This is a genomic window from Pantoea sp. sgz302252 (assembly GCF_047713085.1).
Lineage (GTDB): Bacteria > Pseudomonadota > Gammaproteobacteria > Enterobacterales > Enterobacteriaceae > Scandinavium.
The window spans coordinates 35,537-61,778 of sequence record NZ_JBLFJW010000026.1 but is presented as its reverse complement, the minus strand read 5'-3'; the positions used below and the strand labels follow the sequence as shown (position 1 = coordinate 61,778).

Genomic DNA, 26,242 nt, shown 5'->3' with positions numbered 1-26,242 from the left:
ATCAAGGACTAAATATTCACTTATGCTTAACCTAAGTTAACCTTTGCTTAATTTGCGCATTCTTTTGTTCCTGTCTATATCATGAATAGCACGTTGCGAAATTAAACTTATAAAAAATAGGGTTTTTATCTTAAGATAAATTATCCAGCTTAAACACGGCAACATTCTTTATTTTCTGCTTTCACGGGCAACGGACTCGCTCGCTTAAAATTTACGATAAGGGCATCCCATTTAAGGCATTAACTGCGAAATACGTTTATCGGCGAAGCACGGCCTTGCTCGCAAAACGATAACACCACGTTCATTGAATGGAGTGATAACCATGCGTCCTGTTTCCATTATTTCTGAATTGACTGGCGTCACCAGCAATGTTGAAGCATCTGAAGTTACCCTCACCTCGCCTTCCGTTGTGAAGTTACAGCTTGAGCGCTCAGATATCGCCTCGATAACGCGAACCGGGCAGGACATGGTTATCAAGCTCCATTCGGGCGAAACCATCACCCTCAAAAACTTCTACGTTGAAAATTCGCAAGGCGCGAACCATCTGGTGCTGGAAGACAGCCATGGCGCACTGTGGTGGGTCCAGGACCCCGGTGAGGCCTTGCATTTCCAGCAAATAGACAACCTCGACGGCTTTATGATTGCCGACGGTCATTCTGAAGGCGGCGCCATCTGGCCCTGGGTTCTGGGCGGTGTCGCGGTGGCGGCCGGGATTGGCATCGCTGCCGGTGGCGGTGGTGGAGGTGGCGGTGGGTCGGATAACAAATCCAGCGGCGGCGATAATGGCAGCGGGAATGGCAACAATGGAAACGGCAATAACGGGAACGGAAATGGCAACGGAGACACCACGCCGCCAAACGCGCCTACCAACCTCGCGGTTTCTGCTGACGGCAAAACGGTCACTGGTAACGCTGAACCTGGCAGCACCGTAGAGGTAAAAGATCCGAACGGCACCGTCATTGGCAAAGGCACGGCTGACAGCAGCGGCCACTTCAGCATTGGCGTCACGCCATCACAACTGGACGGCGAAAAACTGACGGTTGACGCCACAGACAAAGCCGGGAATACCGGCCCTTCAGCTTCCGTGACGGCACCGAACGTGGCATTGCCAGAAACCCCAGCGATCACTTCAGCCGTTGACGATCACACCTCAGCGCCGCTCATCAATAACCAGGACACCAACGACAACACCCCGATTTTGAAAGGGACGGGCACCGCAGGAAGCACCGTTCATATTTTCTCCGATGGTCACTTGCTGGGTTCCGCAGTGGTCGGCAGCAATAGCACATGGAGCTTCTCGATTACTTCGCCTCTGAGTGAAGGCGCTCACGCTTTCACGGCCATCGCCTTTAACATTAAAGGCCACAGCATTGAATCCACACACTTTAACTTAACGGTCGATACCGTCGCGCCGGATGCGCCACAGCTCACCGGGGTCAATGATGATGTCGGGTCGATTGTCGGCAATTTGCAAAACGGATCGGTCACCGATGACGCCAAGCCAGTCCTCAGCGGGAAAGGAGAAGTGGGCGATACCGTCACGATTTATGACGGTCAGAAAGTGCTAGGCACGACGACGGTAGATTCAAACGGCAACTGGAGCTTTACGCCTTCACAGCCGTTGAGCGAAACCTCCCACTCCATCACCGTGACGCAAACGGATAAAGCAGGCAACGTCAGCCAGCCTTCTCCGGCGACAACCTTCACGGTTGATACCACGCCGCCCAATCCTGCGCATATCTCCACGGTCTCTGAAAACGGTGCTACCGTCACCGGGACCGCAGAAGCAGGCAGTACGGTGACTATCTATGACGGCAATAATAACCTGCTAGGCACTGCACTGGTGGGCAGTGATGGGCAATTCACCATCACCCTGAACCCGGCGAAAACGCACGGCGAACCGCTGGAAGCACGCATTCAGGATGCCGCGGGCAACGTCGGTCAACCGACAGACTTTGACGCGTCCAACTCCGGCTTCCCAAGCCAACCCGTGATTGTCACCATCAATGACAACGTTGACCCCGTCCAGGGCAATGTCTCCGCTGGCGGCTTCACCAATGACAGTACGCCAACGCTGAGCGGCACCGCAGAGCCTAACGCATTTATCACCGTCAGCGACAACGGGACTCCCCTTCTCCCTGTCGTTCAGGCTGATGCGAATGGTAACTGGAGTTTTACGCCTGTTCCGGCGTTGGCAGACGGCGATCATATCTTTACCGCCACAGCCGCCAACGGTGCAGGAATGAGTGCGCCTTCGGCTTCTGTCACGATTGATGTCGACACCCAGATTCCGGTGCTCGACCACCTTGCGGTCGCCAATCAGGGGCAGACCGTGACGGGTCACACAGAAGCTGGCAGCACGGTGGTTGTGAAAGATGAGCTGGGCACCCAACTGGGCACCGGCACTGCGGATCAGAACGGCAACTTCTCCGTTACCCTGAGTTCGCCAAAAACCAACGGCGAAACCCTGATTGTCAGCGTGACCGACAAAGCGGCAAACGTCGGGATCCCGGACACTATTGTTGCCCCGGATACCACGCCTCCAGCAGCACCTACAGGTCTTCAGGTGACTGCCGATGGCCTGAGCGTGACCGGCCAGGCGGAACCGGGCAGCACCATCACCATTACCGACAGCAGCGGCCACGTATTGGGCACCGCGCAGACCAACCCAGGCGGCAACTTTATCGTGCCGCTCGACACGCCACAGTTAAACGGTCAGGGTTTGCTGGCGACAGCCACCGACGCCGCCCACAACGTCAGTCAACCGTCCAGCGTCGTTGCGCCGGACAAAACAGCGCCTGACGCGCCAGACAGTCTGCAGGTGAATGCGAACGGTACGCAGCTAACGGGTCATGCCGAAGTCGGCAGCACCATCACCGTTAAAGATCCTGAAGGTCATGTGATTGGTACCGGCAAAGCAAACAGTACAGACGGGCAATTCACCATCACTCTCGCCCCGGCCCAGGCCAACGGCGAAGTGCTGTCAGCAACCGCAACAGATCTCGCGGGTAACGTCAGTAACCCTGCTACTGTCACCGCTCCAGACATCACCGCGCCCGATCAGCCTGTTATTCTGGATGTGGTCGATGACGTCCCGGGAATTCTCGGTACCATCCTCGATGGACATACCACCAACGACGCCAAACCGACCCTCTCAGGGACAGCTGAAATCGGTTCTACGGTGAAAGTGTATGAGAACGGAAACCTGCTCGGGAATGCGACCCTCGATTCGACAGGCTACTGGACATACACCCCGACGAATCCGCTGTCAGAGGGAAGTCATCAGTTTACCGTGACCTCAACCGATGCCGCTGGCAATACCAGTACGTCGGCAGGCTGGAACATTGTGGTCGATACCGTCGCGCCGCAAGTGCCCGCGATCACCCTGGTCAATGACGATGCGCCAGCTCTGATTGGTGCGGTCGCTAATGGCGGGTTAACGAACGACAGTACCCCAACCGTCAGCGGTACCGGCCAGCCGGGCTCCACCGTCCATCTGATGGATAACGGCAATCCTGTGGCGGATATTACCGTCAGCCCGTCCGGCACCTGGAGTTACACCTTCACGACCCCGCTGACCGGACCGAACCATTCGCTGACCGTTAACGCCAGCGATAACGTCGGTAATACCTCGGCAGATTCCTCCGCCTGGACTTTCACGCTGGATACCACGCCGCCATCCGTACCGGATATCACCGTGACGGCAACAGGGAACGTTGCCCTGGACTCCGGCGATCTGACGAACGACACCAAACCCGCCCTGACCGGCACGACCGATATTGGCTCATCCGTCACGATTTACGATAATGGCAAGGAACTCGGTCAGGCGACTGTGGATACCAGTGGCAACTGGACTTTCACCCTGCCCGTCGGCTTCGGCGATGGCCCTCACGTTCTGACGGCCAATGCGACCGACGCAGCTGGGAACGTCAGTGGTGATGCGACGTTCACCCTGAACGTGGATGCCACCGCGCCCGATGCGCCTCAGGTCATCTCTGCCACCATCATTCTCGAAACCGTCCCAGTTCCTCTGGCGAACGGCAGTATCACCAACCAGACCGAACCGGTGCTGAAAGGCACCAGTGAAGCCAATGCCACCGTCACGTTGTATAACAACGGTAACCCTATCGCCACGGTTCAGGCAGACGACCAGGGCAACTGGAGCTACCCGCTTGATACCCCGTTAATCCCCGGTCTGAACGTGATCACCGCTACCGCGACAGATGCCGCGGGTAACGTCAGCCCATCGTCGGGTGTCTTCTCCATCACCATCGATCTTGTCGCCCCAACCACCCCGGTCGCCCCTCTGGTGGCGGATAACGAAGCGCCGGTGGTCGGTTATGTGGCCAACAATGGCTCCACCAATGACACCACGCCAACCTTTAGCGGAACAGGCGAAGTCGGCAGTACTATCACGCTCTACAACGGCGCGATTTATCTCGGCTCTGCCGTCGTAAACCAAAGTGGCACCTGGACGTTCACCCCGTCCTCACCGCTGACCAACGGAACCACCTACTCCATCACCACCACGGAAACCGATCTGGCGGGCAACGTCAGCCAGCCGTCGCCAGCAGCCGTCTTTACTGTCGACACCACTGTGCCCGACGCGCCGCTTATCAGCTACGCCGCTGATGACGTGGGCGCGGATCAGAACAATGTGCTCAATAACGGTACGACGGATGATAACCTGCCTGTGCTGCACGGTACGGCAGAAGCCGGTAGTACCGTTGCCATCTACAACGGGTTAACGCTGGTCGGCACCGCTGTTGCAGACGGAGGCGGCAACTGGAGTCTGGCGATTACCACCCCGCTGGCTGATGGCACTTATACCTTTACGGCGGTCGCTACTGACAAAGCGGGTAACGTGGGCGGCACCTCGCCAACGTTCACCCTCGACGTTGAAACCACCATCCTGCCACCGACGGTGACTGAAATCCTCGATGACAAAGGCCCGGTCACCGGCCCGGTCATCACCGGCACGTTCACGGACGATCAAACGCTGCTGATCACCGGTACCGGGCAAGATGGCACCACGGTCATTATCTATGACCACGGTTCGCAGATTGGCAGCGCACTGGTAACAGGCGGCACGTGGTCCTACACCACCAGCGCCCTGACGGAAGGCAGCCACAGCCTGACGTTTACCGCCAAAGATGCAGCGGGCAATGAAACGCCACAGAGCACACCGGTGGACTTCACCGTCGATATCACGCCGCCGGATGCGCCAACAGTGAACCCACCTCTCGACGGGGTGACAGTCACGGGCACCGCCGAAGCCAATGCCACCGTCTTTATCAAAGACGCAGAGGGCAATGTGATAGGCACCGGGATCGCCTCACCGACAGGTGATTACACCGTTACCCTCACCACTCCTCAGGTTGCAGGGGAAAACCTGGTGGCGATTGCCCAGGATCAGGCTGGTAACCAGAGTAATGGCACCACCTTCAGCGCCATCAACGAAAGCGATCGCCCTAACGCCCCGGTTATCGTGACGATCGACGATAACATCGGCAGCATTCAGGGGCATATCGCCGCAGGGGGCAGTACCGATGACACCACGCCAACGCTTAACGGCACGGCGGAAATAGGCTCAACGGTGCACATCTACATCAACGGCAGCACGACGGAAGTCGGCAATGTGCTGGTTGATGGGAGCGGCAACTGGACGTTCACTGTTCCAGCCGGGCTGGCGTTGGGCGAAGGAAGCTATGTCTTCACCGCCACGGCCTCGAACGCAAATGGTCCGGGCAGCCCCTCCGCGCCGTTCACCATTAACGTCGATCTCAGTGCGCCAGTCGCGCCAACAATCCTCACCGCCACGGATGATGTCTCGGGCAATGTCGGGACAATTGGCAGCGGAGCGCTGACCAACGACGCACGGCCAACGCTGAACGGGATCAGCGAAGCGGGCTCGACGGTGACTATCTTTGACAATGGGATCAAAATTGGCACCGTAACCGCCACTGCTGGCGGCACCTGGAGCTTCACACCGTCGAGCGATCTGGACAGCATCTCGCATGTCTTTACCGCGACAGCCACCGATGCCGCAGGCAATACCAACGGCGTCTCCAACAGCTTCACGCTGAACATTGACGCCGTGGCACCTGGCACACCAGCCATCACCTACGTGGCGAATGACAATGGTTCGCAGCCGATAGTCCTCACAGCAGGTCAGGCCACCAACGACACCCAGCCACTGCTGAAAGGCAACGCAGAAGCAGGAAGCACCGTTAATGTTTACGATGGCACCACGCTGTTGGGCACCACTTTTGCTGACGGTTCTGGCAACTGGACGTTCACCTTCCCAGTCGGCACCACGCTGTCTAACGGTAATCACAGTCTGACGGTCACCGCGATGGATGCCGCAGGTAACACCAGCGTGCCTTCCAGCGCCTTCCCGATTGTCATCGACACCGTAGCGCCTGCCACGCCGACACTGCTTGTTGTGGCAGACAATCAGCCCGGCATTGTTGGGCCACTGGTCAGCGGCCAGATGACCAACGACACTGAGCCAACCCTGAGCGGGCGCGGTGAAGCAGGTGCGACCATCACGATATTCTCCGACGGCAACCCTGTCGGCACCGGAGTCGTTGACCCGACCGGCACATGGCTTGTCAGGCTCACTACCCCGCTGACCGATGGCCCACACGTGCTGACGGTGAATCAAACCGACCCGGCAGGCAACGTCAGCGCCAGCACCAGCGGCTTCACGGTGAACGTCGATGCCACAGCGCCTGGCGCACCGCTCATCACCGCAGTGGGGGATAACACCGCGCCGGTGATTGGCGTCGTGCCGAACGGCGGTTCCACCAACGAAACGCACCCAACGATCAGCGGGACAGGGGAAATCGGTTCGACGATCACCCTCTATAACGGATCAACCGTGCTGGGTACGACCACCGTGAACGCGTTGGGGAGCTGGACCTTTACCCCGACCACTGCGCTCACACCGGGCACCTGGAATATCACCGCGACGGCAACGGATACCGCAGGTAACACCGGCGTCGCCTCGGATGTTCGTACGTTCACTGTGGATACCAGCGCGCCAAACGCGCCGGCCATCACTACGGTGTTTGACGATCAAGGCCCGTCAACAGGCAATCTCAATAACGGCAGCGTAACGGATGACACTCGTCCGGCGATCAGCGGCACCAGCGAACCCAATGCCACCATCAAGCTGTATGACAACGGCAACCTGCTGACTACCGTGACAGCCGATGGAACCGGGGCGTGGAGTTACACCCCGACTGCCGATATGACGCAAGGTAACCACGTCATCACCGCCACGGCGGCCGATGCGGCAGGCAACCTGAGCGCCGCGTCTGGCAGCTTTAGTTTTGTGGTCGACTCACTGGCTCCTCTGGCGCCTGTCATCACCTCGCTCACGGATGATGTTGCTCCGGTCGTCGGTCCTGTCGTGATCAACGGCACCACCAACGACAACACGCCGACACTGAGCGGGACTGCCGAAGTTGGCGCAACGGTAAGAATCTATGACGGAACAACACTGGTAGGCACCACCACTGCTGGTGCCACAGGTAGTTGGACTGTTACCACTTCTACGCTCGGCGATGGCACTCACTCGCTGACTGCGAAAGCCACCGACGCGGCGGGCAACATCAGTACATCGTCGCAGCCGTTCGGGGTGACCGTTGATACTTCGGTACCTAACGCCCCAACGCTGACGTCGGTGACTGACGATGTGGCGGGCGGCGCGCTGGGCGCACTGACCAGCGGACAGCTCACCAACGACAATCTGCCAACCCTGACCGGGACCGCAGAAGCAGGCAGCACCGTCAGCATTTACGATGGTTCAACCTTGCTTGGTACCACTGTTGCGACCGGAGGCACCTGGACATTTACGCCGGGTACAGCGCTGGCAGATGGTTCGCACACGCTGACCGTGACCGCAACGGATGCAGGCGGAAATATCAGCCAGCCAACTACCGGCTTCACGATTGTGGTGGATGCTACGGCTCCGGTGACGCCAGTCATTACCAACATCGTGGATGACGTGCCGAACATCGTCGGGAACGTGGGTAACGGGCAGTTCACCAACGATTCGCTGCCAACGCTGAACGGCACGGCGGAAGCCAACAGCACCGTCAGAATTTATGATGGCGCAACGCTCGTCACCACCGTCACGGCGAATGCTTCCGGCGCATGGACATGGACGCCAACAGCCGCGCTGTCGCAAGGTGTTCACACCTGGACCGTGACGTCCACTGACGCAGCGGGCAACCTCAGTGCAACGTCTGTTGCGGCCGGGATCATCGTGGACACCGTGGCACCGGGCGCGCCTTCAGGCCTGACCATGAACGGAACGGGGACGCGAGTCACCGGTTCGGCGGAAGCCAACAGCACCGTCACCATCACCAGCGCCACGGGCACCGTGCTTGGCACGGCAACCGCTGATGGTACAGGCGCATTTACGGTGACGATTTCCCCGGCACAAACCACCGGGCAAGCGCTGCTGGCCTTTGCTCAGGACAGAGCGGGCAACGTGGGCGTTTCCGTCGGCTTTACCGCGCCAGACACCCGAGTGCCGGATGCACCCACCATCACCAGCGTAGTGGACGATGTGGCGGGTGGCGCAGTCGGCCAGTTGACCAGCGGACAGTTGACCAACGACGCCATGCCAACCCTGAGCGGGACCGCGCAGGCGAACTCGACGGTGACTCTCTACAACAACGGCGTCGCGGTAGGAACTACCACGGCGAATGGCAGCGGAGCCTGGACGTTCACCCCACCGGCTAACGTCACCGAAGGCGCGCATGCGTTCACGGCAACCGCCAGTAACACCAACGGTGCAGGTAGCCCATCCGCCCCATTCAGCGTGATTGTTGACACCACTGCACCAGCAGCACCGGGAATCGCTATCAGTGCCGACGGCAGCGTGCTCAGCGGCACGGCGGAAGCGAACAGCACCATCACCATTACGCTGCCGAACGGCGGGGGCACACTGACCACCACCGCAGGCAGTAACGGCAGCTGGAGCCTGACGCTGCCGGTGCGCCAAATCGACGGTCTGTCGATTTCCGCAACGGCCACGGATGTCGCCGGGAACACCTCCGGGCCAAACTCGGTCCTTTCGCCTAATTTGCCGCTCTCCGCGAACGACAACATCACCAATCTGGCGCTAACCTCCGACGCCACCACCACCACCGAGCACCTGACGGATTACGGCTTGCTGCTGGTTGGTGCACTGGGGAACGTGGCTTCGGTGCTGGGTAACGACACCGCGCAGGTGCAGTTCAGCATTGCCAGCGGCGGTTCCGGTGATGTGACGATCGACGCGGCGGCGACGGGGATCGTGCTGTCGCTGCTCTCCACACAGGAGATCGTCATTCAGAAATACGACACCGCGAGCGGATCGTGGCAGACCTTTATCAATACTGGCGTGAGTGATTTCGCCAACCTGCTGACCCTGACCGGCAGCGGCATACGGATCAGCCTGACCGGGCTGACAGGCGGCGACTACCGCGTGCTGACCTACAACACCAGCCTGCTGGCGGCCGGGTCTTACACCAGTCTTGATGTCGACGTACAGAAAACCAGCGCAGGTACCGTCAGCGGGACCACATCGCACATTGGTAACGTGATAACCGATCAGGATGCGGGCGGCGGTCAGGACAACGCGCCAACCGGCACCCTGCTCACCAAAGTCACCAACGCGAACGGCGATTCGGTCACGGTTGGGGCGGGCGGCGCAGATATTGTCGGGCTGTACGGCACGCTGCATATCAACCAGAACGGCAGCTACACCTACACGCTGACCAATACTTCAGCCGCCGTACTCGGCCATAAAGACAGCTTCACCTACACCATCACCCAGGGCGGCGTCAGCGATTCCGCACAGCTGGTGGTGACGCTGGGCCCAACACCGCCCGCCAGCAGCGTCGTTGCCGCAGACAACAGCGCTACGCTGGTGTTTGATACCGATGTCACGTCCATCAACAACGGCGCATCGTCGCAATCGGGCTTCACGGTGCTTGGCGTCGGGCTTGGCAGTGTGCTGAGTCTCGATGTGCTTGCCAACATGACCAACCCGATTAAATTTGACGTTGAAGACGGCAGTACCCGCACGATGACGTTGCAATCTTCCGTGGGCGGGGTGGCGCTGGCCTCTACCTTTGACCTCTACATCTACCGCTTTAACGACCTGACGCAGCAGTACGAGCAGTACAAAGTGCAGAAAGGCTGGCTCAACGCCCCGCTGCTTGGCGGCCAGTCCAGCCAGTTGACCCTGACGTTGCCGGGCGGGGAATACCTGTTCCTGCTCAACACCGCCAGTGGGGTAACCGCACTGACGGGCTACACGCTGAACATTCTGCAAGACCACACCTATGCGGTCGACAGCATGACCGCCAGCACCACCGGTAACGTGCTGACCAACGATGTGGTGCCAGCAGATGCGGTCATTACCGACGTCAACGGCGTGTCGGTCTCGACCACCGGAACCACCACCATCAACGGGCTATACGGCACGCTGACCATTGATGCGAAAGGCAATTATACCTACACCCTGAAAAGCGGTGTCGGGGCCGACAGCATCAGCACGCCAGACAGCTTCGTCTACACCGTGAAAGCGGCCAACGGCGACACGGACAGCGCCTCGCTGAACATCACCCCAACGCCGCAGGTGCTCAACGCGGTGGATGACAACAGCGCTGTCATGGCCTTCACCACGGTGCAGGATACCGTCGCGCTGCCGTCCACTAATGTGGGACAGGTGAAATGGAATACTGCCCTGCTCAGCGGCACTTCCGGTAACGGCAGCGGCACGTTTGTGGTTGACCCAAATAGCGTACTGAAAGGCGCAACGCTGCACTTTGACGTGGCCTCTGGTCTGGCGCTGGGCGGTCTGTCTGTCGGCTGGACGCTGACCCTGAACGGCACCACCGTTGCCAACGGTAACTTCAGCGGCTCCGCCTTGTTGGGGAACAGCATTGACGTCGCCCTGACCGGGAAAGAGCTGCTGGCAGGGACTTACACCCTGACGGTCAACGGCAGCATCGGCGCGTTGTCACTGGGAACCGTCACCATCACGCCGTCAATCAGCGGCACGACGTATCACCTCGACACGTTCGACAGCAATACCGCCAACGTTCACGGCAATATCTTTGACGGTACCGACGCGGCGGGTGCGCTGGATCAGCTCTCCACCGTTCACACCACCCTGACCGTGAATGGCTTCGGTGGCAGTACCGGCACGTTGAATCCAACAGGCAGCACCAGCAGCATGACGATTCAGGGCCATTACGGCACGCTGACCATGAACCTCGACGGCTCGTACACCTACGCCCTCAAAGCCGGAGTCACCGTCGCCTCGATGACCAGCAAGGAGACGTTCACCTACACGCTCAACGATCAGAATGGCCACACCGACACGGCCACGCTGACCATTAACATGAATCCACAGATTGCGAGCACTAACCAGCATGACGTCATCAACGGCTCGGCTTATGGCGACACGCTGATTTACCACATGCTCAACACCGCGGATGCCACGGGCGGTAACAACAGCGACAACTGGACCAACTTCAACCTCGCTCAGGGCGACAAAATTGACCTGCGCGAACTGTTGACCGGTTGGGATCATCAGGCCTCGACGCTGGGGAACTTCGTCAAAGTCTCCACCAACGGGACGGACACCGTCATCGCCATCGACCGCGACGGGACGGGTTCAACCTATAACTCGACCACGCTTATCACCCTTAACAACGTGCACACCACGTTCGATGAACTTGTTCAGCAGAATCACATTATTACCGGCTAGACCATAACAGCCCCGGGCGGACTCCGCCCGGGGCATAAAGCAGCAATCTGTCGTGATTTTTGAAAGGGATACAATATGGGAAGAAGAGCGCCTGTCGCAGTATTGCTGGCATTCCACCTCTGTTCTGTCCAGGTGTATGCCGAAGATGAGCCGCAGCTCATCAGTTCTGAAGGACTGGCAAGCCAGCAGGGTTTACCCTCGCTGGACGGTTCAGCCGCCGAGCTTCCCTTGAGCAGCGCCGCACCGGGTGTGCTGACGCTCAACAATGCGGTCAGCCGCGCCGTCAACTGGCATCCGGCTATCCGTGAGGCTGTCGGAAAACTGCTCACGCAAAACGAGCAGATTAACGTCGCCAAATCGAAATACTATCCGCAGGTCACCGCGGGCATGAACAACGGCTACAGCAACACCTACACCAACAGCGGGTACAGCCCGTCGCTGGTGCTGTCTGTTTCCCAAATGCTCTACGACTTCGGCAAAGTCGCAAGCCAGGTGAAAGCTGAAACCGCAGGCGCGGCGCAGGAACAAGCCAACGTGCTGGTCAGCATCGATACCGTCGCCCGCGACACCGCCGTGGCGATGGTCCAGGTGCAGTCCTGGCAGCAGATGGTGGATGCCGCAACGGATCAGTTAAATGCCCTGAACGGCATCGGCAAACTGACTCAGCAACGTAACGATGAAGGGGCCACGTCGTTATCGGACGTGGTGCAAACCGATGCGCGTATCGAATCGGCTCGTTCACAGCTGGTGCAGTATCAGGCCAGTCTGGACAGCGCGCAGGCGACTCTGATGACCCTGCTCGGCTGGAATTCGCTTAACGGCGTCAGCACCGAGTTCCCGGCCAAACTGGAACAAAGCTGCATGATGGCGAAACCGGACGATCGTCTGGTGCCGTCGGTGCTGGCCGCCTGGGCGCAGGCCAATGCGGCGCAGGCGAATCTTGAATATGCCAATGCGCAAATGACGCCGACTATCTCGCTGGAACCCTCCGTTCAGCACTATCTCAATAACAATTATCCCAGCCATGAAGTGCTGGATAAAACCCAGTACTCCACCTGGGTGAAAGTGGAAATGCCGATTTATCAGGGCGGCGGGTTAACCGCCAAACGCGACGCCGCCAGTCATGCGGTGGAATCGGCCCAATCCACCATTCAGCGCACAAGGCTGGATGTTCGCCAGAAGTTGCTGGAAGCTCGCAGCCAGTCGATGAACCTTGCCAGTTCATTGCAGATTTTGCGCCGCCAGCAACAGCTCAGCGAACGCACCCGCGAACTGTATCAGCAGCAGTATCTCGACCTGGGCTCACGCCCGTTACTGGATGTCCTTAACGCCGAACAGGAAGTGTATCAGGCGCGCTTCTCAGAACTTTCGACGCAAAGCCAACTCCATCAGCTCCAGCTCGACTGCCTGTATAACACCGGCACCTTGCGCCAGGCTTTTGGCTTAAATAATCGCAGCATCCAGTCCGTGGAGATCCAGCCATGACCCGTGCCGCTCCTCCTGTTGAAGAATTGATTAGCGACCACGCGCTGGGCAACTGGGCGCTGGCCATTGGGCATGTTGCCGCTCACTATCGCGTGGTGTGTTCGCCGGGCAGTATTCAGGCCAACGCCCCGTGGTTTAAGGGCAAAACGCACACCCCGGCGCTAACGCAGCTCAGCCGTCAGGCCGGGCTGTCGTTTCATCAATTGACCATTACCGAGCACGCTTTTAGCCAGTGGCGGCTGCCGGTGGTGGCTGAACTTGAAGACGGGCAACTGGCGGTCATCGAGCATTTCAACGGCGACGATTCGGTGGATGTGTTCCTGATCGATGGCGACGGGGAAAGCAACCGGGTGGCGGCCAGCGAACTGCTCTCATCGGTGAAATACGTCGCCGCCTTGCGCCCCCTTTCCGCGCTAAAAGACAGCCGCGTCGACAGCTATATCTCACGCTTCAGCCCGGACTGGATGAAAGAGCTGGTGCTTCAGGACGTCAAACCGTACATCCCGGTGATGATCGCCGCGTTCCTGGTCAACGTCTTATCGCTGGCCGGGATCGTCTTTTCGATGCAGGTTTACGACCGGGTGATCCCCGCGCAGTCTTACCCGACGCTGTATGTGCTGGCGACAGGTGTGCTGATCTCGGTGATCTTCGGCTTTGTACTGCGTGAAGCGCGCACCCATATCATGGACGTTCTGGGCAAACGCGCGGATATGCGCATCTCGGATCGCGTCTTCAGCCACGCGCTGCGCCTGCGTAACAGCGCGGTGCCCCGCTCCACCGGCAGCTTCATTTCTCAGCTGCGCGAACTGGAGCAAATCCGTGAAATGATCACCTCGTCCACGCTGTCGACGGTGGTGGATCTGCCCTTCTTCTTCCTGTTTATTATCGTCATGGCGATCATCGCCCCGCAGCTGGCGTGGATCGCGCCTGTTGCCGCTGTGATGATGGTGCTGCCAGGCCTGCTGTTGCAGAAAAAACTCGCCATTCTTGCGAACCAGGCCGCACATGAATCCACTTTGCGTAACGCGGTGCTGGTCGAGAGCGTGCAAGGGCTGGAAGACATCAAGCTGATGCAGGCCGAAAACCGCTTCCTGCAACAGTGGAACAGCTATATCCGCATCACCGGTGAGTCTGGCCTGCGCACCCGCAAACTGACGCAAGGCCTGATTGGCTGGGGCATGTCGGTGCAAAGTCTGGTGTATGCGGCGGTGATTTTGTTTGGTGCACCACTGGTTATCGAAGGGGATTTAACCACCGGTTCCGTGGTCGCTGCGTCGATGCTCGGTTCACGGATGATTGCCCCAATGGCCGGTCTGTGCGGCGTGCTGGCTCGCTGGCAACAGGTGAAAGCGGCAAAAATGGGGCTCGACAGCATCATGCAATTGCCGACCGAAACCCAGCGCGACGAAACGCTGGTGCATCAGGAAATCTTTCACGGGCATTACGTGTTTGAGAACGCCCACTTCCGCTATCACCCGGAAGATCAGCGTGTGCCGCTGCGCATCTCACGCCTTGAAATTCTGCCCGGCGAACGCGTCGCGCTGTTAGGCCGAAACGGCGCCGGGAAATCCACCCTGCTGCAAGCGCTGGCGGGCGGCGTGGACATGGTGAACGGCGACTTACGCCTCGATAACCTCAGCATGCCGCAAATCGACATGGCCGACCTGCGCCGCAATATCGGTTTTCTCAGCCAAAACGCGCGGCTGTTCTTCGGCACCCTGCGCGAAAACCTGACCCTTGGCGCACCGCACGCCACCGACGAAGCCATCTTCGAAGTACTGGAAATCTGTGGAGCCGACAGCTTTGTAAAACGCCTGCCAAAAGGACTCGACCATCCAATTATGGAAGGCGGCAACGGCTTATCGGGCGGGCAACGCCAGGCCATTTTGCTGTCCCGCATGCTGCTGCGCTCACCCAATATTGTGCTGCTGGATGAACCAAGCGCCTCGCTGGATGAACACACCGAACGTGAATTCATTCAGCGGCTCGGTAACTGGCTCGGCAACCGCACGCTGGTTGTCGCCACACACCGCGTGCCCATGCTGGAACTGGTGGAACGCATCGTGGTGCTGAAGGATGGCCAGCTGGTGATGGATGCCCCGAAAGCACAGGCGATGAACGGCAATCGCGCACCGACAACGGCCAGCGGGCGGGGGTGGAACAATGAAAACCAATCGGCATGATATTGCGATGGATGACCTGGATATCCGTCGGGAACATGAGTTTTCCGGGGCCAGCAAAATCATCGGCCTTTCCGCCCTGCTCTTTTTATTGCTGGGCGTATGGGCGTATTTTGGCTCGCTGGATGAAGTGTCTACCGGCACAGGGAAAGTTGTGCCAAGCTCCCGCGAACAGGTGTTGCAGTCGCTCGACGGCGGCGTGCTCACTGAACTGATGGTGCATGAAGGCGACAAAGTTCAGGCCGGGGAAGTCGTTGCCAGACTCGACCCCACTCGTTCGGAATCCAACGTGGGCGAAAGCGCCGCGAAGTACCGTGCCTCGCTCGCCTCAAGCGCGCGTTTGTACGCAGAAGTGAACGACCTGCCGCTCAAATTCCCGGACTCCCTGAAAGCGTGGCCGGATTTACTGGCCTCTGAGACCCGGCTCTACAAAACCCGTCGCGCGCAATTAACCGACTCCCAACGCGAAATTCAGGACGCCATCGATTCAGTGAACAAAGAACTCGCCATCACCCAAAGGCTGGAAAAAAGCGGAGCGGCAAGCCACGTAGAAGTGCTGCGACTGCAAAGGGAAAAGAGCGACCTCGGGCTGAAAATCACCGATTTACGCTCGCAATATTACGTGCAGGCGCGTGAAGAACTGTCCAAGGCTAATGCCGAAGTCGACATGCTCTCTTCCATTCTTAAAGGGCGTGAAGACTCGGTGAACCGCCTGACCGTGCGCTCGCCGATGCGCGGCATCGTCAAAAACATTCAGGTCACCACCATCGGCGGCGTTATCCCGCCGAACGGCGATTTAATGGAGATTGTGCCGCTGGACGATCACCTGCTGATTGAGGCACGCCTTTCACCGCGAGACATCGCGTTTATCCACCCAGGCCAGCGCGCGCTGGTGAAAATCACCGCTTACGATTACGCCATTTATGGCGGCCTGGAAGGCGAAGTGGAAACCATATCGCCGGACACCATACAGGACAAAGTGAAGCCAGAAATCGTTTACTATCGGGTGTTTATCCGCACCCATCAGGACTATCTGGTCAACAAAAAGGGGCATAAATTCTCGATATCCCCGGGGATGGTGGCCAGCGTCGACATCAAAACCGGCGAAAAAACCATCATGGATTACCTGATCAAACCGTTCAATCGCGCAAAAGAAGCGCTACGTGAGCGTTAAGTGAGCGTTTCCGGGCCTGTTAGCGGTGGTATTCGGGGTAACAGGTCTGTTATACTGACCGGACACATTGGGGCTGATTCTGGATTCGACGGGATTCGCGAAACCCAAGGTGCATGCCGAGGGGCGGTTTGCCTCGTAAAAAGCCGCAAAAAAATAGTCGCAAACGACGAAAACTACGCTTTAGCAGCTTAATAACCTGCTCTGAGCCCTCTCTCCCTAGCTTCCGCTCTTAAGACGGGGATCAAAGAGAGGTCAAACCCAAAAGAGATCGCATGGATGTCCTGCCTGGGGCTGAAGTGTTAAAACTAATCAGGCTAGTCTGGTAGTGGCGTGTCAATCCGCAGGTGCCAGGCGAATGTAAAGACTGACTAAGCATGTAGTACCGAGGATGTAGGAATTTCGGACGCGGGTTCAACTCCCGCCAGCTCCACCAAAATTCTCCATCGGTGATTACCAGAGTCATCCGATGAAGTCCTAAGAGCCCGCACGGCGCAAGCCCTGTGGGCTTTTTTGTGCCCTCAATTTGTCCCGCGAAGTCTGATGCCAATTAATTAAATCCGAAACTTTTAGGCACCTTGTTAGGCACCTCGTAAGGCTATATTGTTTTTGAGGTGCCTAAAACTATGGAACCCCGGCAATGGCAAGACAAACCAAACCTCTATCTGTTAAAGAAATCGAATCAGCCAAACCCAAGGAAGCGGACTACGTTCTCTATGATGGCGACGGCCTTGAGCTACTCATTAAATCCAGCGGGAGTAAAATCTGGCAGTTTCGCTACATTCGCCCTGTCACCAAGAAACGTGCAAAGAAGAGCATTGGCCCCTATCCGTCAGTTACGCTTGCCGATGCCAGAAACTATCGAGCAGACTCTCGCTCTCTCCTTGCGAAACAAATCGATCCACAGGAACATCAGCAAGAACAACTTCGCAGTTCGCTTGAAGCTAAAACCAATACTTTCCAACTCGTGGCTGAACGATGGTGGAATGTGAAGAAAGCCAGCGTGACAGAGGACTACGCCGACGATATCTGGCGCTCTCTTGAAAGAGATGTATTTCCTGCAATTGGTGACGTTAGCGTTACAGATATTAAAGCTCACACACTGGTTCAGGCCGTCCAACCAGTTCAGACCAGAGGAGCACTGGAAACCGTTCGTCGCCTTTGCCAGCGCATCAATGAAGTTATGATCTATGCTCAAAACACAGGACTGATTGATGCTGTTCCCAGCGTTAATATCGGTAAAGCCTTCGAGAAGCCGCAGAAGAAGAATATGCCAAGTATTCGCCCGGATCAGTTACCTCAGTTGATGCAAACGATGCGAACAGCCAGCATTAGCCTCTCAACACGCTGCTTGTTCATGTGGCAACTCCTTACTATCACCCGCCCAGCCGAAGCAGCTGAGGCTCGCTGGGATGAAATTGATCTGGAAATGCGAGAATGGAAAATCCCCGCATCACGTATGAAAATGAACCGTGACCATACTGTCCCATTGTCAGATGAAGCAATAGCTGTTCTGGAGATGATGAAACCGTTAAGCGGCAATCGAGAGTTTATATTTCCCAGCCGCATCAAGCCTAATCAGCCAATGAATAGCCAGACCGTTAACGCATCACTAAAACGTGCAGGTTTCGGTGGAGTGCTCGTTTCACACGGGCTGCGATCTATTGCCAGTACAGCCCTTAATGAACAAGGCTTCCCACCTGATGTTATTGAAGCAGCATTGGCTCATGTGGATAAAAATGAGGTACGTCGCGCGTATAATCGCAGTGATTATCTTGAGCAGCGGCGACCGATGATGCAGTGGTGGGCTGATTTCGTGATGGCTGCAGATTTTGGAAGTATGATTGATAAAAGAAATAGCAAAGTAAAACTTGCAGGTTAATCCAAAACTAAATATTTGCGAAAATAACACTCCACCTTTGTCAGCCTTTATAACGTTAGTGGTTGGAATCTAATCTTCTACTACCGTCAATTTAATCAGATCTGCTGTGCTCTAATTTCATTCATCTACTAGGCCCTAAAAATAGTAGATAAAATGGCATTAGACGCAGCTCTTTAGTATTTCAGTTAGTATCAGCCTGAGACCTGCTCGACCACCAGTTATGACAAAAAATACATGTACCGAGCTAACACATTAACGTTTTTTGGTTCTTTTAAGAGCTGTATCAATAGCATTTTTCACTTCAGGGCGCTTATACCAAACCTGGATCTTATCGAATAAATCAGCATTCACTCCCAAATTAATCCCCATTTTATCAATGTATGCCCTCAAATCCTCAGATATTGACTTAAGCACATCATAAAAAATAACTCTTCTATGGGCAGAATGAAAGTCATCCGCTAACCGAATAACCTCGGCAATAACCAGTGATTCGTTTTTTGATTTCGCACGCCCACCTTTGGATGAATGAATCATATGTTTAAAGGCCTTCAATTCATCTTTATCAATATCATCCCTCCTGCAAGATGAATTTTCTGATATGTATATTTTTATATACCTCAGCGCTTCGGATATATAATTATAAGCATCATCGCACTTGTAATAAAAAACTCGCCTGCCAAACTCATAATAATAAAATGAGAAAAGGAGGTAGTAATCAGATACAGATTTTGGAATCAACTTAACACCATTATCACTTCTTTCATTAGAATTTAAAAAACTGCTTAAATAAGCAAACTCAATTTCATGAGATATATAACCTTCAAAACATTCTTTAAACCAGTCGTATCTTGGTTTAAAGGGGTCACTGGGATCCGTTACATATTTTATTTTGCCTTCGGGAGGTAAAAACTCCAGCTCTTCAATAAACCAGTTGGCTTTTTCTTGGCATCGACTGAGAATATCCGTTTCCGCAGCAGAATTCAGCGCTGTAAATACCTTTTCACGTGAGTAATCGTCAATAGCTCTTATATCATCACACAATGCTGTAAATTTCTCACAGAACAATTCAAAGACTCCTTGTTGCTCAAGCATAAACCCTCTCAAAATGCAATCACTATGGTGAAAAATATATGTTTTTTTTACTAGGCCTTCAGTAGCGCTTCATCCTATTTCCTACCATACGAGACATCGATAACGCAGTAACCAATCACTAGAAGGAAAAAAAGATGTCTTCGCAATCAGTCCAAATGTTAACTGTAAAAGAAGTCGCAAAGAAGGTCGGAATCAGTCGCTCAACTATCTTTGATTGGCTGAATCCAACTTCACCACGCTATGACGTAACATTTCCAAAACAGGTTCGTCTTAGTGAAGGAGGCAATTCAGTCCGTTGGTATCTGCATGAGATCGAAGAATGGCTAAAAGCTCGCCCACGTAAAGCAACCCCCACCATTCTATAACAAACATAATCAAGATATTCTCGACTTCTTACCCTGACTAGTCTTTCTCCAAAGCTCTTCTGTACGCGCAGAAGGGCTTTTTCGGTTTACTACGCCACCATCAGCCTTTGTTCAAATTACAACAAGACGAATCAAACAAATCCAGCACTATAGAAGAAAATATCCTGCTCATGACGATAAATAAAATTGATTCATGATCGATTTTGTCGATCGAACCGATCGATAACTTTCATAAAACCTATCACCGAATAACAGTACGATCAGTGACCACATACCACAGGTTCCACAAGGACTTACGGGAGAGCGTATGTCATCAAAACCCGGCTATACCTCTGGCGATAGCTGTTTACTACCACGTTGAAAAAGGAGTGCTATGTTGAAAAATCCACCAGACAGCAAGCGAACCACCGCAAGCAAAGGGGATAAACTAATCAGGAATATGCTGGATATCTTTCCCGAAACGGTCAGAAGGAGTTTGTTTGAGAAGATAAAGGAAAGCATCGACTACGAGCCGTCGATTGGTGTGATGGGGAAAAGTGGCGCAGGGAAATCGAGCCTGTGTAACGCCATCTTTAAGGGTGAAGTCTGTGCCGTCAGTGATGTTGAGGCTTGTACACGTGAAGTTCAGCGACTAAAAATTCAGTTTGGTCATCGCACACTGGAGATTGTTGATATCCCCGGCGTAGGTGAAAGTGCTGAGCGTGATGAAGAATACGAGGAATTATATAGCGAGCTGTTACCTGAGTTGGATCTCGTTCTTTGGGTTATCAAAGCTGATGACCGTGCTTTTTCGGCTGATGAACATTTCTATAAAGAGGTTCTGTTACCCGCCGGTGGCCGTGAGAAAGTGGTCTTTGTTCTGAATCAGGTCGATAAAATTGAGCCTTTCAGAGAGTGGGATCAAGAGCATCGTCGCCCTTCCCTCACGCAAGCAACCAATATACAACGTAAGAAAGATTATATTGCTGAATGCTTTGAGTTCCCTCACCACCCTGTTGTGCCTGTTTCTGCAGATGAAAAGTACAACATCGTCGAGCTGGTCGAAACCATGATCCGGGCATTACCTGATCGGGCAAAGAGTGGCGCTGCCTCGCAGCTGAACGACGACCTCAAAACCGACGAAGTAAAGTCAGATGCCAAAGGTGGGTTCGGCAACGTTATTGGTGAACTGGTTGATACCGCTATCGATATTTTACCTGTCCCCGATAGTGCTAAATCACTTATCAGAAAGGGCAAAGAATTCGTCGTCGAATCAGCGAAAAAGATCTGGGATTACTTTTTCTGGTAATTAATAAAAACATCCGCATTCAGATAAAAGATTATCTCAATGCGGATTTACTTACACTATAAATTCAGGGTTTATTTATGCGCAATACGATTTTACTTTCATCAGTACTTATTCTATCCGCCTGCCACAGTGAATCGGACAACCAGAAAATACTTAAAAGTCAGGTTTACGAAAGCATTGATTCAACCAGAACGTTAGGGACAGCGCTAGACAATCGACAACGGTGTACATCTGTAGACTGGAAGGACAATATCGATGATAAGGGACGACAAACAGTTATATATACATGTTCCATGAAGAGTGACGAATCGGAACAGGTCTGGACTCAGCATATGGAGCACTATATTAATTCCCATGAATTAAGTCTTAAAGATGAAAAATATCGTGCTGATGTTTACACACAAAAATGTAAGCAGCAGTACCCTGACAGGGACTGCACACCTTCATGGATTGCAGGAATGCAAATACCCAAAATTGAACAGTCGATTGAAGAAGTAAGAAAGATTGTTCACACTAAAATAAGTGATGTCAAAAATGTTTATGTCTGGAGTATTGTTCCCGGAAGTGAACAGCCTGTGACATTATTATCAATGAGATACGAATACAAGTTTTCTGATGGAAAAGCCCAAAGTATTTACTGGAGTGGTCGTGCAGTCGATGCGATCCGCGATGATATTTATCGGGATCATTTCACGCTGGCTAATGCACTTGCACAGAAGGCAATCAATGATACTGAGTGCCATATCTATAAAAATGGCGAGCGCTGCAATAAGGCTCTTCAATAATTGTTATGTTGCCATTACAGTATATTTTAATTCAAAGAGATACGATCCATGAAAGCACTAATATTATTATTGCTGGCGTTGACCAGTTTTTATGCTGTCGCTTCGCCTTACGACGATGACGTCTTATTTGGTTGTTTCTTCAACAACCAGAAAGAACCAAAGGAAGTGGTTGTTCTTCGAAGCGGTGACACCATCACCTACATGTACGGAAAGCAAGATCCGAGCGGTGAAGGTGGTGTTATTCCTGAGATCACCATAAAAAAATCAGCTAACCAATTGACAAAAAATTGGGAGAGCAATCGCTCCGAAGGCTTTACGCTATACGAACTCAATATACCTAACGGGAAATATGCCTACAATGTGGGCTATTTGAATAAGGAAGGTAAGGTTAGCGGGGACGTTGGGATCTATAAATATGGTAAGTGGGTTTCAAGTCTGAACTGCAGCGATGTTTGGGAAAGCCATCTTGGGGATCCTACACTGATGAAAGATATTCCCAATGGGGGTGAAACTGATTCTACTCCCACCGGCTCTGTACAACAAAGTGACACTCAATCACCACCACAAATCCCAGTAAAAGTTCAGGTCAAAGATATCCCGTACGATTACAGAGGAAAATCCAGCGCCGAACACAAAATCTACAGGCATGTTTATATTTATAGCTTGGTTGATAATATTACTATAACTGGCATGAGCATTGATCGCGGTAGCTGCTATATATGGAATATCAAACCCACAACATTAACCTACGGCAAACGGTATGATTTCTATTTGGCTATCAGTAATCAGGTTGCGTACGCTAATGCAGGATGGAATTGGGTTGAAGCCAACGATCGATTTGGACGGTGTATGTGGTCAGAGGTTGAGGTCAAAACAAATAATGGTAATTTCACATTTAGTTTGAATAAAAATAATTGAGCTGATATCAGCACCTAAAAATAACATACCCTATCAATTAATAGGGTATGCTCATTATGTATTTATTTTTTACCAACACTTAACAACCGCTCTATGTTACTTCGTTGTCATTGCATCAAGTTCCGCTTCTGTTGTATATAATCCTTTGTGCGTCCCATTAATAATTGAAGTAAGAGAGCCCCTTAATAAATCGTATTTTCCGTTTGTTTCGAAATCAGTAGCTGTAAGGTGAGAAAATAGACTGTAAGGTTTATCTTTAGATGGTGATTCATTAAAATAGAACCCTTCAAAATCAGGAGTGTGAACAACTGTTTTAACTCTCCCATTAGTTGTATCTGCTAATGATCTAATGTTTAAGTTGATTTTCCACATTCCGTTTGCTGCACCATCCTTCCGTAGTTTTGTATCCAAGTCATGAATAGCGATCGCATTGGCATTGAACTGATCAAATATTTTTATAAACGTTGGGATATTAGCCTTGCCTCTGCAATTGATAACACAATAACTTCCCTCAAGACCACTTTTTTCAATGATATATTGATAAGCTAAATATTCTGTATCCCCTTCAACTAAAATTGCATTAGGGTAAAAGAAAAAATTCATTAACGGTTGGACAGCAGCGATTTAGCATTTTTAAGTTATCTTTTTCATTGGGAGTAAAATGGGTCTTATCCGTCTGGAAGTAAAAAACGCCTTGTTGGTTATTCGAAACCTTAATTAGGGTGGTATGATCTTGAGTGAGATCAATAAATACGGGGGAATGAGTTGTGCATATAACCTGCCATCCAGCTAAATCAGCCAAAGCATAAATGGCTTTCCTAGCTGCTCTGATTATTGATGGATGAAGGTTTATTTCTGGCTCATCAATTAATAACACTTTTGGTGTTTCATTCGGTATTACTTTGGTTCCTTTTTTATACATCCCTTCGCTGCACAGAGCGTTTATGGCTGACCATAAAAAAGCTCTTTTTAAACCTGTACCCTGGTGTTCCAGAGATGAAGGGTGGTTACTTGTTTTAACGAAGAATTTGCTACCATCTTTTATCGCATCTTCTGCTTTAAATTTCCCCACACCAGTTTCAAAATTAACGGTAGCGCCTTGGAATAATTTATTGAGTTCAAATTCTATTTTGTTACTTAACATCCCAATACTGCCTGCCAGTTCTTTATCCACTTCTTTAGCTAGCTTTTCTATTTCAGCAACGATCCCTGCTACTTTACTTTTATCATCTTTCAGTTTCTGTGCTGCATTTTTGGATGCCAAATCCTTCACTATCTTTTCCAGCGAATCATAGCCATCATTTGGATTTAATCTGACAGGTACGGGTAGTCTACTTTGAAGTAACGTGTTCCATCCACCAGCCCCACCTTTTTTCCAGTCCTTTAATTTATTACTATAACTGTATTTGACACCATTTTCGTCTGGAGAACCCCAACGTATTTGAAATTTGGCACAATCCCCGAACTCGGGATCACCTTTTAAAAGCCATTCTTGCCCTAATGTATCAACGTCTTCTTGTGTTACATCATTAAACACCCCAGTAATGATCACCGGAATATTAGTATCCCTGCCATGGAAATGATCTTGAGTTAACGCACTTCCCATCGATACATAAGCCTCATATGCATCTAGAATTGTTGATTTACAACTGTTATTGGGGCCAACTAAAACGACGATGTTATCAATTAATATTTTAATTTCACCCTTGATACCTTTAAAATTGGAAATCAACAATGCTGATAATTTCATACTACCCCCTTCATTGATTAATGACTCTGAACTAAAACGTAAGATTGAGACTTCCCCACATATATTTCGAAAGGCAGCCGTTTCATACCTTCATATGTATTTCGTTCATTTCAACATCAAAGGATATTTCGACATCTCAATCACGGACTAACTAAGACTCAGAGCTACGCTTTAACCACGCATAAAGCGTCTGCTTAACAACTCCGATATCACGCGCGATGTCTTTCACCTTTTCACCCGTCTGGTGACGTTGCTGCATTCTGGTAATGGCCTGTTCACGTACGGCATCATCCACCGTTTTGATCGCCGGGGATTGTTCCCACAGCTTTTGCGCTTTTAGTCGCTGACCGTGCATCTCACCGATATAGGTAGTCCCGAAGGGTTTCTTCCGGCCATTTAGCCTGCAGGCTTCCTGCATTGCAGCTGCCAGCGCCAGTGGATCCACCTCTCCGTTACGGATTTTTTCATTGATTGAGTCCGAATGGCTTCGCCGGTTCGCAAATCCAGCCAACGGGATTTGTTTCATTATCTGCCACTTCTCCCGGTACTCCATTGCAGACATACTGTGAGCGTGCTGCAGATGAATGTTCAGGGAGGAGTAAATTTTCCCACACTCCAGGCACTGGACATACTCATGATTGTGATGTGCCCATGCCTCTTCTTTGCTCGTAAATGGTGTGGTTCGCAGAGGTGCTGGATTATCCCGATCGTAACTCATTTGGCCGAGCCACCAGGGCATCAATGACGGCCAGCGCTCCGCGATCATCGCTTCAATCACACCTTCCCGATAATCACACGCACCGTGCGACAACTTCGATATCTGACCCGCCTGATGTATACGGAGCCCTGACAACCGGGCACGGGCATAAAGGCTCCATTTATCCTGATGACGACAGTTCGCAAACGGTGTTCCGGTCCAGGGCGTAAAACGACGATGACACGCCTGACAGTCGAATGTCCTGAGATCTGAAGGATATTGTTTGATCCGTAAACTCATGCACCAGGGACATTTTTCGGGCTTCATCGAAGGTATCTTCGCCAGACAGTCAATCAGCGACAGTGCATCTGCCTGTAGGTGGACAGGTAAACGAATCAGCCAGTCTTCCTGGACATCATGTTTCATCGTTATCCCACCAGATGTTTCAGCGCCGCCACACCCAGTACTTTGACGGCATCAAAAGACAACTCCACACCCTTTTTCTTCGCGGTGGACTTAATACTTTCCCACAGCACAGGTGTTCGCATGGTATCCAGTAGGTCGTGACCTTTTGAGGTCAGTCTGAGACCTGATGTAAGCTTAAAGCCATGGTAGCCATTCCCACCGCTTAATATCTGGATACCGGTAATAAGTTCGCTATCCAGTAGCAGTTCTGTGTGACCATAAAAATAATTACACGCAGCCTCCCAGCGCTCATATTCGCTGAGGTACAGTTCAACATGCGAATACGCATCACTTTGTGGCTCTGCGGGCAGAGCGGCAAAGAAATCATTTTCTTCTTCAACATCCACCAACATTTTGCGTAACAAATCCCAGTCACGTTTCATTT

General features: G+C 52.9%; 14 protein-coding genes and 1 other RNA gene. 10 read left to right on the top strand and 5 right to left on the bottom strand.

What is annotated here, in order from left to right:
• Positions 1–322: 322 nt before the first annotated feature.
• The 6 genes from ACLW56_RS18300 to ACLW56_RS18275 all read left to right on the top strand — a co-directional run bounded on the left by ACLW56_RS18300 (position 323) and on the right by ACLW56_RS18275 (position 18,497).
• Positions 323–11,779: a BapA/Bap/LapF family large adhesin gene (locus tag ACLW56_RS18300; protein ID WP_330985159.1), complete on the top strand. Its 11,457-nt coding sequence runs from the start codon at positions 323–325 to the stop codon at positions 11,777–11,779.
• 75 nt (positions 11,780–11,854) lie between these two features.
• On the top strand, positions 11,855–13,264 hold the full coding sequence (locus tag ACLW56_RS18295; RefSeq protein ID WP_330985158.1) for a TolC family outer membrane protein: 1,410 nt from the start codon (positions 11,855–11,857) through the stop codon (positions 13,262–13,264).
• Entirely contained in the window at positions 13,261–15,447 is a 2,187-nt protein-coding gene (locus ACLW56_RS18290; RefSeq protein ID WP_330985157.1) for a type I secretion system permease/ATPase, read from the top strand. Before ACLW56_RS18295 ends, ACLW56_RS18290 begins: the two co-directional genes overlap by 4 nt.
• A gap of 7 nt (positions 15,448–15,454) precedes the next feature.
• Positions 15,455–16,618 (top strand): HlyD family type I secretion periplasmic adaptor subunit, encoded by a 1,164-nt coding sequence (locus ACLW56_RS18285; protein WP_330985183.1) that lies wholly within the window; start codon positions 15,455–15,457, stop codon positions 16,616–16,618.
• 69 nt (positions 16,619–16,687) lie between these two features.
• Positions 16,688–17,051, top strand: a transfer-messenger RNA (tmRNA) gene (gene ssrA, locus ACLW56_RS18280).
• 204 nt (positions 17,052–17,255) lie between these two features.
• Positions 17,256–18,497 carry an integrase gene (locus ACLW56_RS18275; RefSeq protein WP_330985156.1) on the top strand — a complete coding sequence of 414 codons (1,242 nt, stop codon included), beginning with the start codon at positions 17,256–17,258 and terminating at the stop codon, positions 18,495–18,497.
• A 252-nt stretch (positions 18,498–18,749) separates the two neighbouring features.
• Here the strand turns inward: ACLW56_RS18275 and ACLW56_RS18270 are convergent, their stop codons facing one another.
• Positions 18,750–19,589 (bottom strand): hypothetical protein, encoded by an 840-nt coding sequence (locus ACLW56_RS18270; protein ID WP_330985155.1) that lies wholly within the window; start codon positions 19,587–19,589, stop codon positions 18,750–18,752.
• Between the two features lie 134 nt (positions 19,590–19,723).
• On the opposite strand from ACLW56_RS18270, the gene ACLW56_RS18265 reads away from it, so the two are divergent.
• The 4 genes from ACLW56_RS18265 to ACLW56_RS18250 all read left to right on the top strand — a co-directional run bounded on the left by ACLW56_RS18265 (position 19,724) and on the right by ACLW56_RS18250 (position 22,945).
• Positions 19,724–19,954, top strand: a complete 231-nt coding sequence (locus ACLW56_RS18265; protein ID WP_330985154.1) for a helix-turn-helix transcriptional regulator — start codon at positions 19,724–19,726, stop codon at positions 19,952–19,954.
• Positions 19,955–20,327: 373 nt separating this feature from the next.
• Positions 20,328–21,242, top strand: a complete 915-nt coding sequence (locus tag ACLW56_RS18260; protein WP_330985153.1) for a GTPase family protein — start codon at positions 20,328–20,330, stop codon at positions 21,240–21,242.
• A gap of 77 nt (positions 21,243–21,319) precedes the next feature.
• Complete coding sequence (locus ACLW56_RS18255) at positions 21,320–22,027, top strand: hypothetical protein (protein ID WP_330985152.1); 708 nt, start codon at positions 21,320–21,322, stop codon at positions 22,025–22,027.
• Positions 22,028–22,075: 48 nt separating this feature from the next.
• Positions 22,076–22,945 carry a hypothetical protein gene (locus ACLW56_RS18250; RefSeq protein WP_330985151.1) on the top strand — a complete coding sequence of 290 codons (870 nt, stop codon included), beginning with the start codon at positions 22,076–22,078 and terminating at the stop codon, positions 22,943–22,945.
• 96 nt (positions 22,946–23,041) lie between these two features.
• Here the strand turns inward: ACLW56_RS18250 and ACLW56_RS18245 are convergent, their stop codons facing one another.
• From ACLW56_RS18245 to ACLW56_RS18230, 4 genes are all read right to left on the bottom strand, one after another.
• Entirely contained in the window at positions 23,042–23,548 is a 507-nt protein-coding gene (locus tag ACLW56_RS18245; protein ID WP_330985150.1) for an ATP-dependent endonuclease, read from the bottom strand.
• Positions 23,526–24,695 (bottom strand): ATP-dependent nuclease, encoded by a 1,170-nt coding sequence (locus ACLW56_RS18240; protein WP_330985149.1) that lies wholly within the window; start codon positions 24,693–24,695, stop codon positions 23,526–23,528. Before ACLW56_RS18240 ends, ACLW56_RS18245 begins: the two co-directional genes overlap by 23 nt.
• A 151-nt stretch (positions 24,696–24,846) precedes the next feature.
• Positions 24,847–25,818, bottom strand: a complete 972-nt coding sequence (locus tag ACLW56_RS18235) for a MucR family transcriptional regulator (RefSeq protein WP_330985148.1) — start codon at positions 25,816–25,818, stop codon at positions 24,847–24,849.
• A 2-nt stretch (positions 25,819–25,820) separates the two neighbouring features.
• Positions 25,821–26,240, bottom strand: a complete 420-nt coding sequence (locus ACLW56_RS18230) for a DUF2513 domain-containing protein (RefSeq protein ID WP_330985147.1) — start codon at positions 26,238–26,240, stop codon at positions 25,821–25,823.
• Positions 26,241–26,242: the final 2 nt, after the last annotated feature.

What these genes read in the sequence shown, in the direction of transcription:
- ACLW56_RS18240 (WP_330985149.1), bottom strand. Translation starts at nt 24,695, where the DNA reads ATGAAATTATCAGCATTGTTGATTTCCAATTTTAAAGGTATCAAGGGT.
- ACLW56_RS18275 (WP_330985156.1), top strand. Translation starts at nt 17,256, where the DNA reads ATGGCAAGACAAACCAAACCTCTATCTGTTAAAGAAATCGAATCAGCC.
- ACLW56_RS18265 (WP_330985154.1), top strand. Translation starts at nt 19,724, where the DNA reads ATGTCTTCGCAATCAGTCCAAATGTTAACTGTAAAAGAAGTCGCAAAG.
- ACLW56_RS18255 (WP_330985152.1), top strand. Translation starts at nt 21,320, where the DNA reads ATGCGCAATACGATTTTACTTTCATCAGTACTTATTCTATCCGCCTGC.
- ACLW56_RS18230 (WP_330985147.1), bottom strand. Translation starts at nt 26,240, where the DNA reads ATGAAACGTGACTGGGATTTGTTACGCAAAATGTTGGTGGATGTTGAA.
- ACLW56_RS18290 (WP_330985157.1), top strand. Translation starts at nt 13,261, where the DNA reads ATGACCCGTGCCGCTCCTCCTGTTGAAGAATTGATTAGCGACCACGCG.
- ACLW56_RS18260 (WP_330985153.1), top strand. Translation starts at nt 20,328, where the DNA reads ATGTTGAAAAATCCACCAGACAGCAAGCGAACCACCGCAAGCAAAGGG.
- ACLW56_RS18245 (WP_330985150.1), bottom strand. Translation starts at nt 23,548, where the DNA reads ATGAATTTTTTCTTTTACCCTAATGCAATTTTAGTTGAAGGGGATACA.
- ACLW56_RS18235 (WP_330985148.1), bottom strand. Translation starts at nt 25,818, where the DNA reads ATGAAACATGATGTCCAGGAAGACTGGCTGATTCGTTTACCTGTCCAC.
- ACLW56_RS18300 (WP_330985159.1), top strand. Translation starts at nt 323, where the DNA reads ATGCGTCCTGTTTCCATTATTTCTGAATTGACTGGCGTCACCAGCAAT.
- ACLW56_RS18270 (WP_330985155.1), bottom strand. Translation starts at nt 19,589, where the DNA reads ATGCTTGAGCAACAAGGAGTCTTTGAATTGTTCTGTGAGAAATTTACA.
- ACLW56_RS18250 (WP_330985151.1), top strand. Translation starts at nt 22,076, where the DNA reads ATGAAAGCACTAATATTATTATTGCTGGCGTTGACCAGTTTTTATGCT.
- ACLW56_RS18295 (WP_330985158.1), top strand. Translation starts at nt 11,855, where the DNA reads ATGGGAAGAAGAGCGCCTGTCGCAGTATTGCTGGCATTCCACCTCTGT.
- ACLW56_RS18285 (WP_330985183.1), top strand. Translation starts at nt 15,455, where the DNA reads ATGGATGACCTGGATATCCGTCGGGAACATGAGTTTTCCGGGGCCAGC.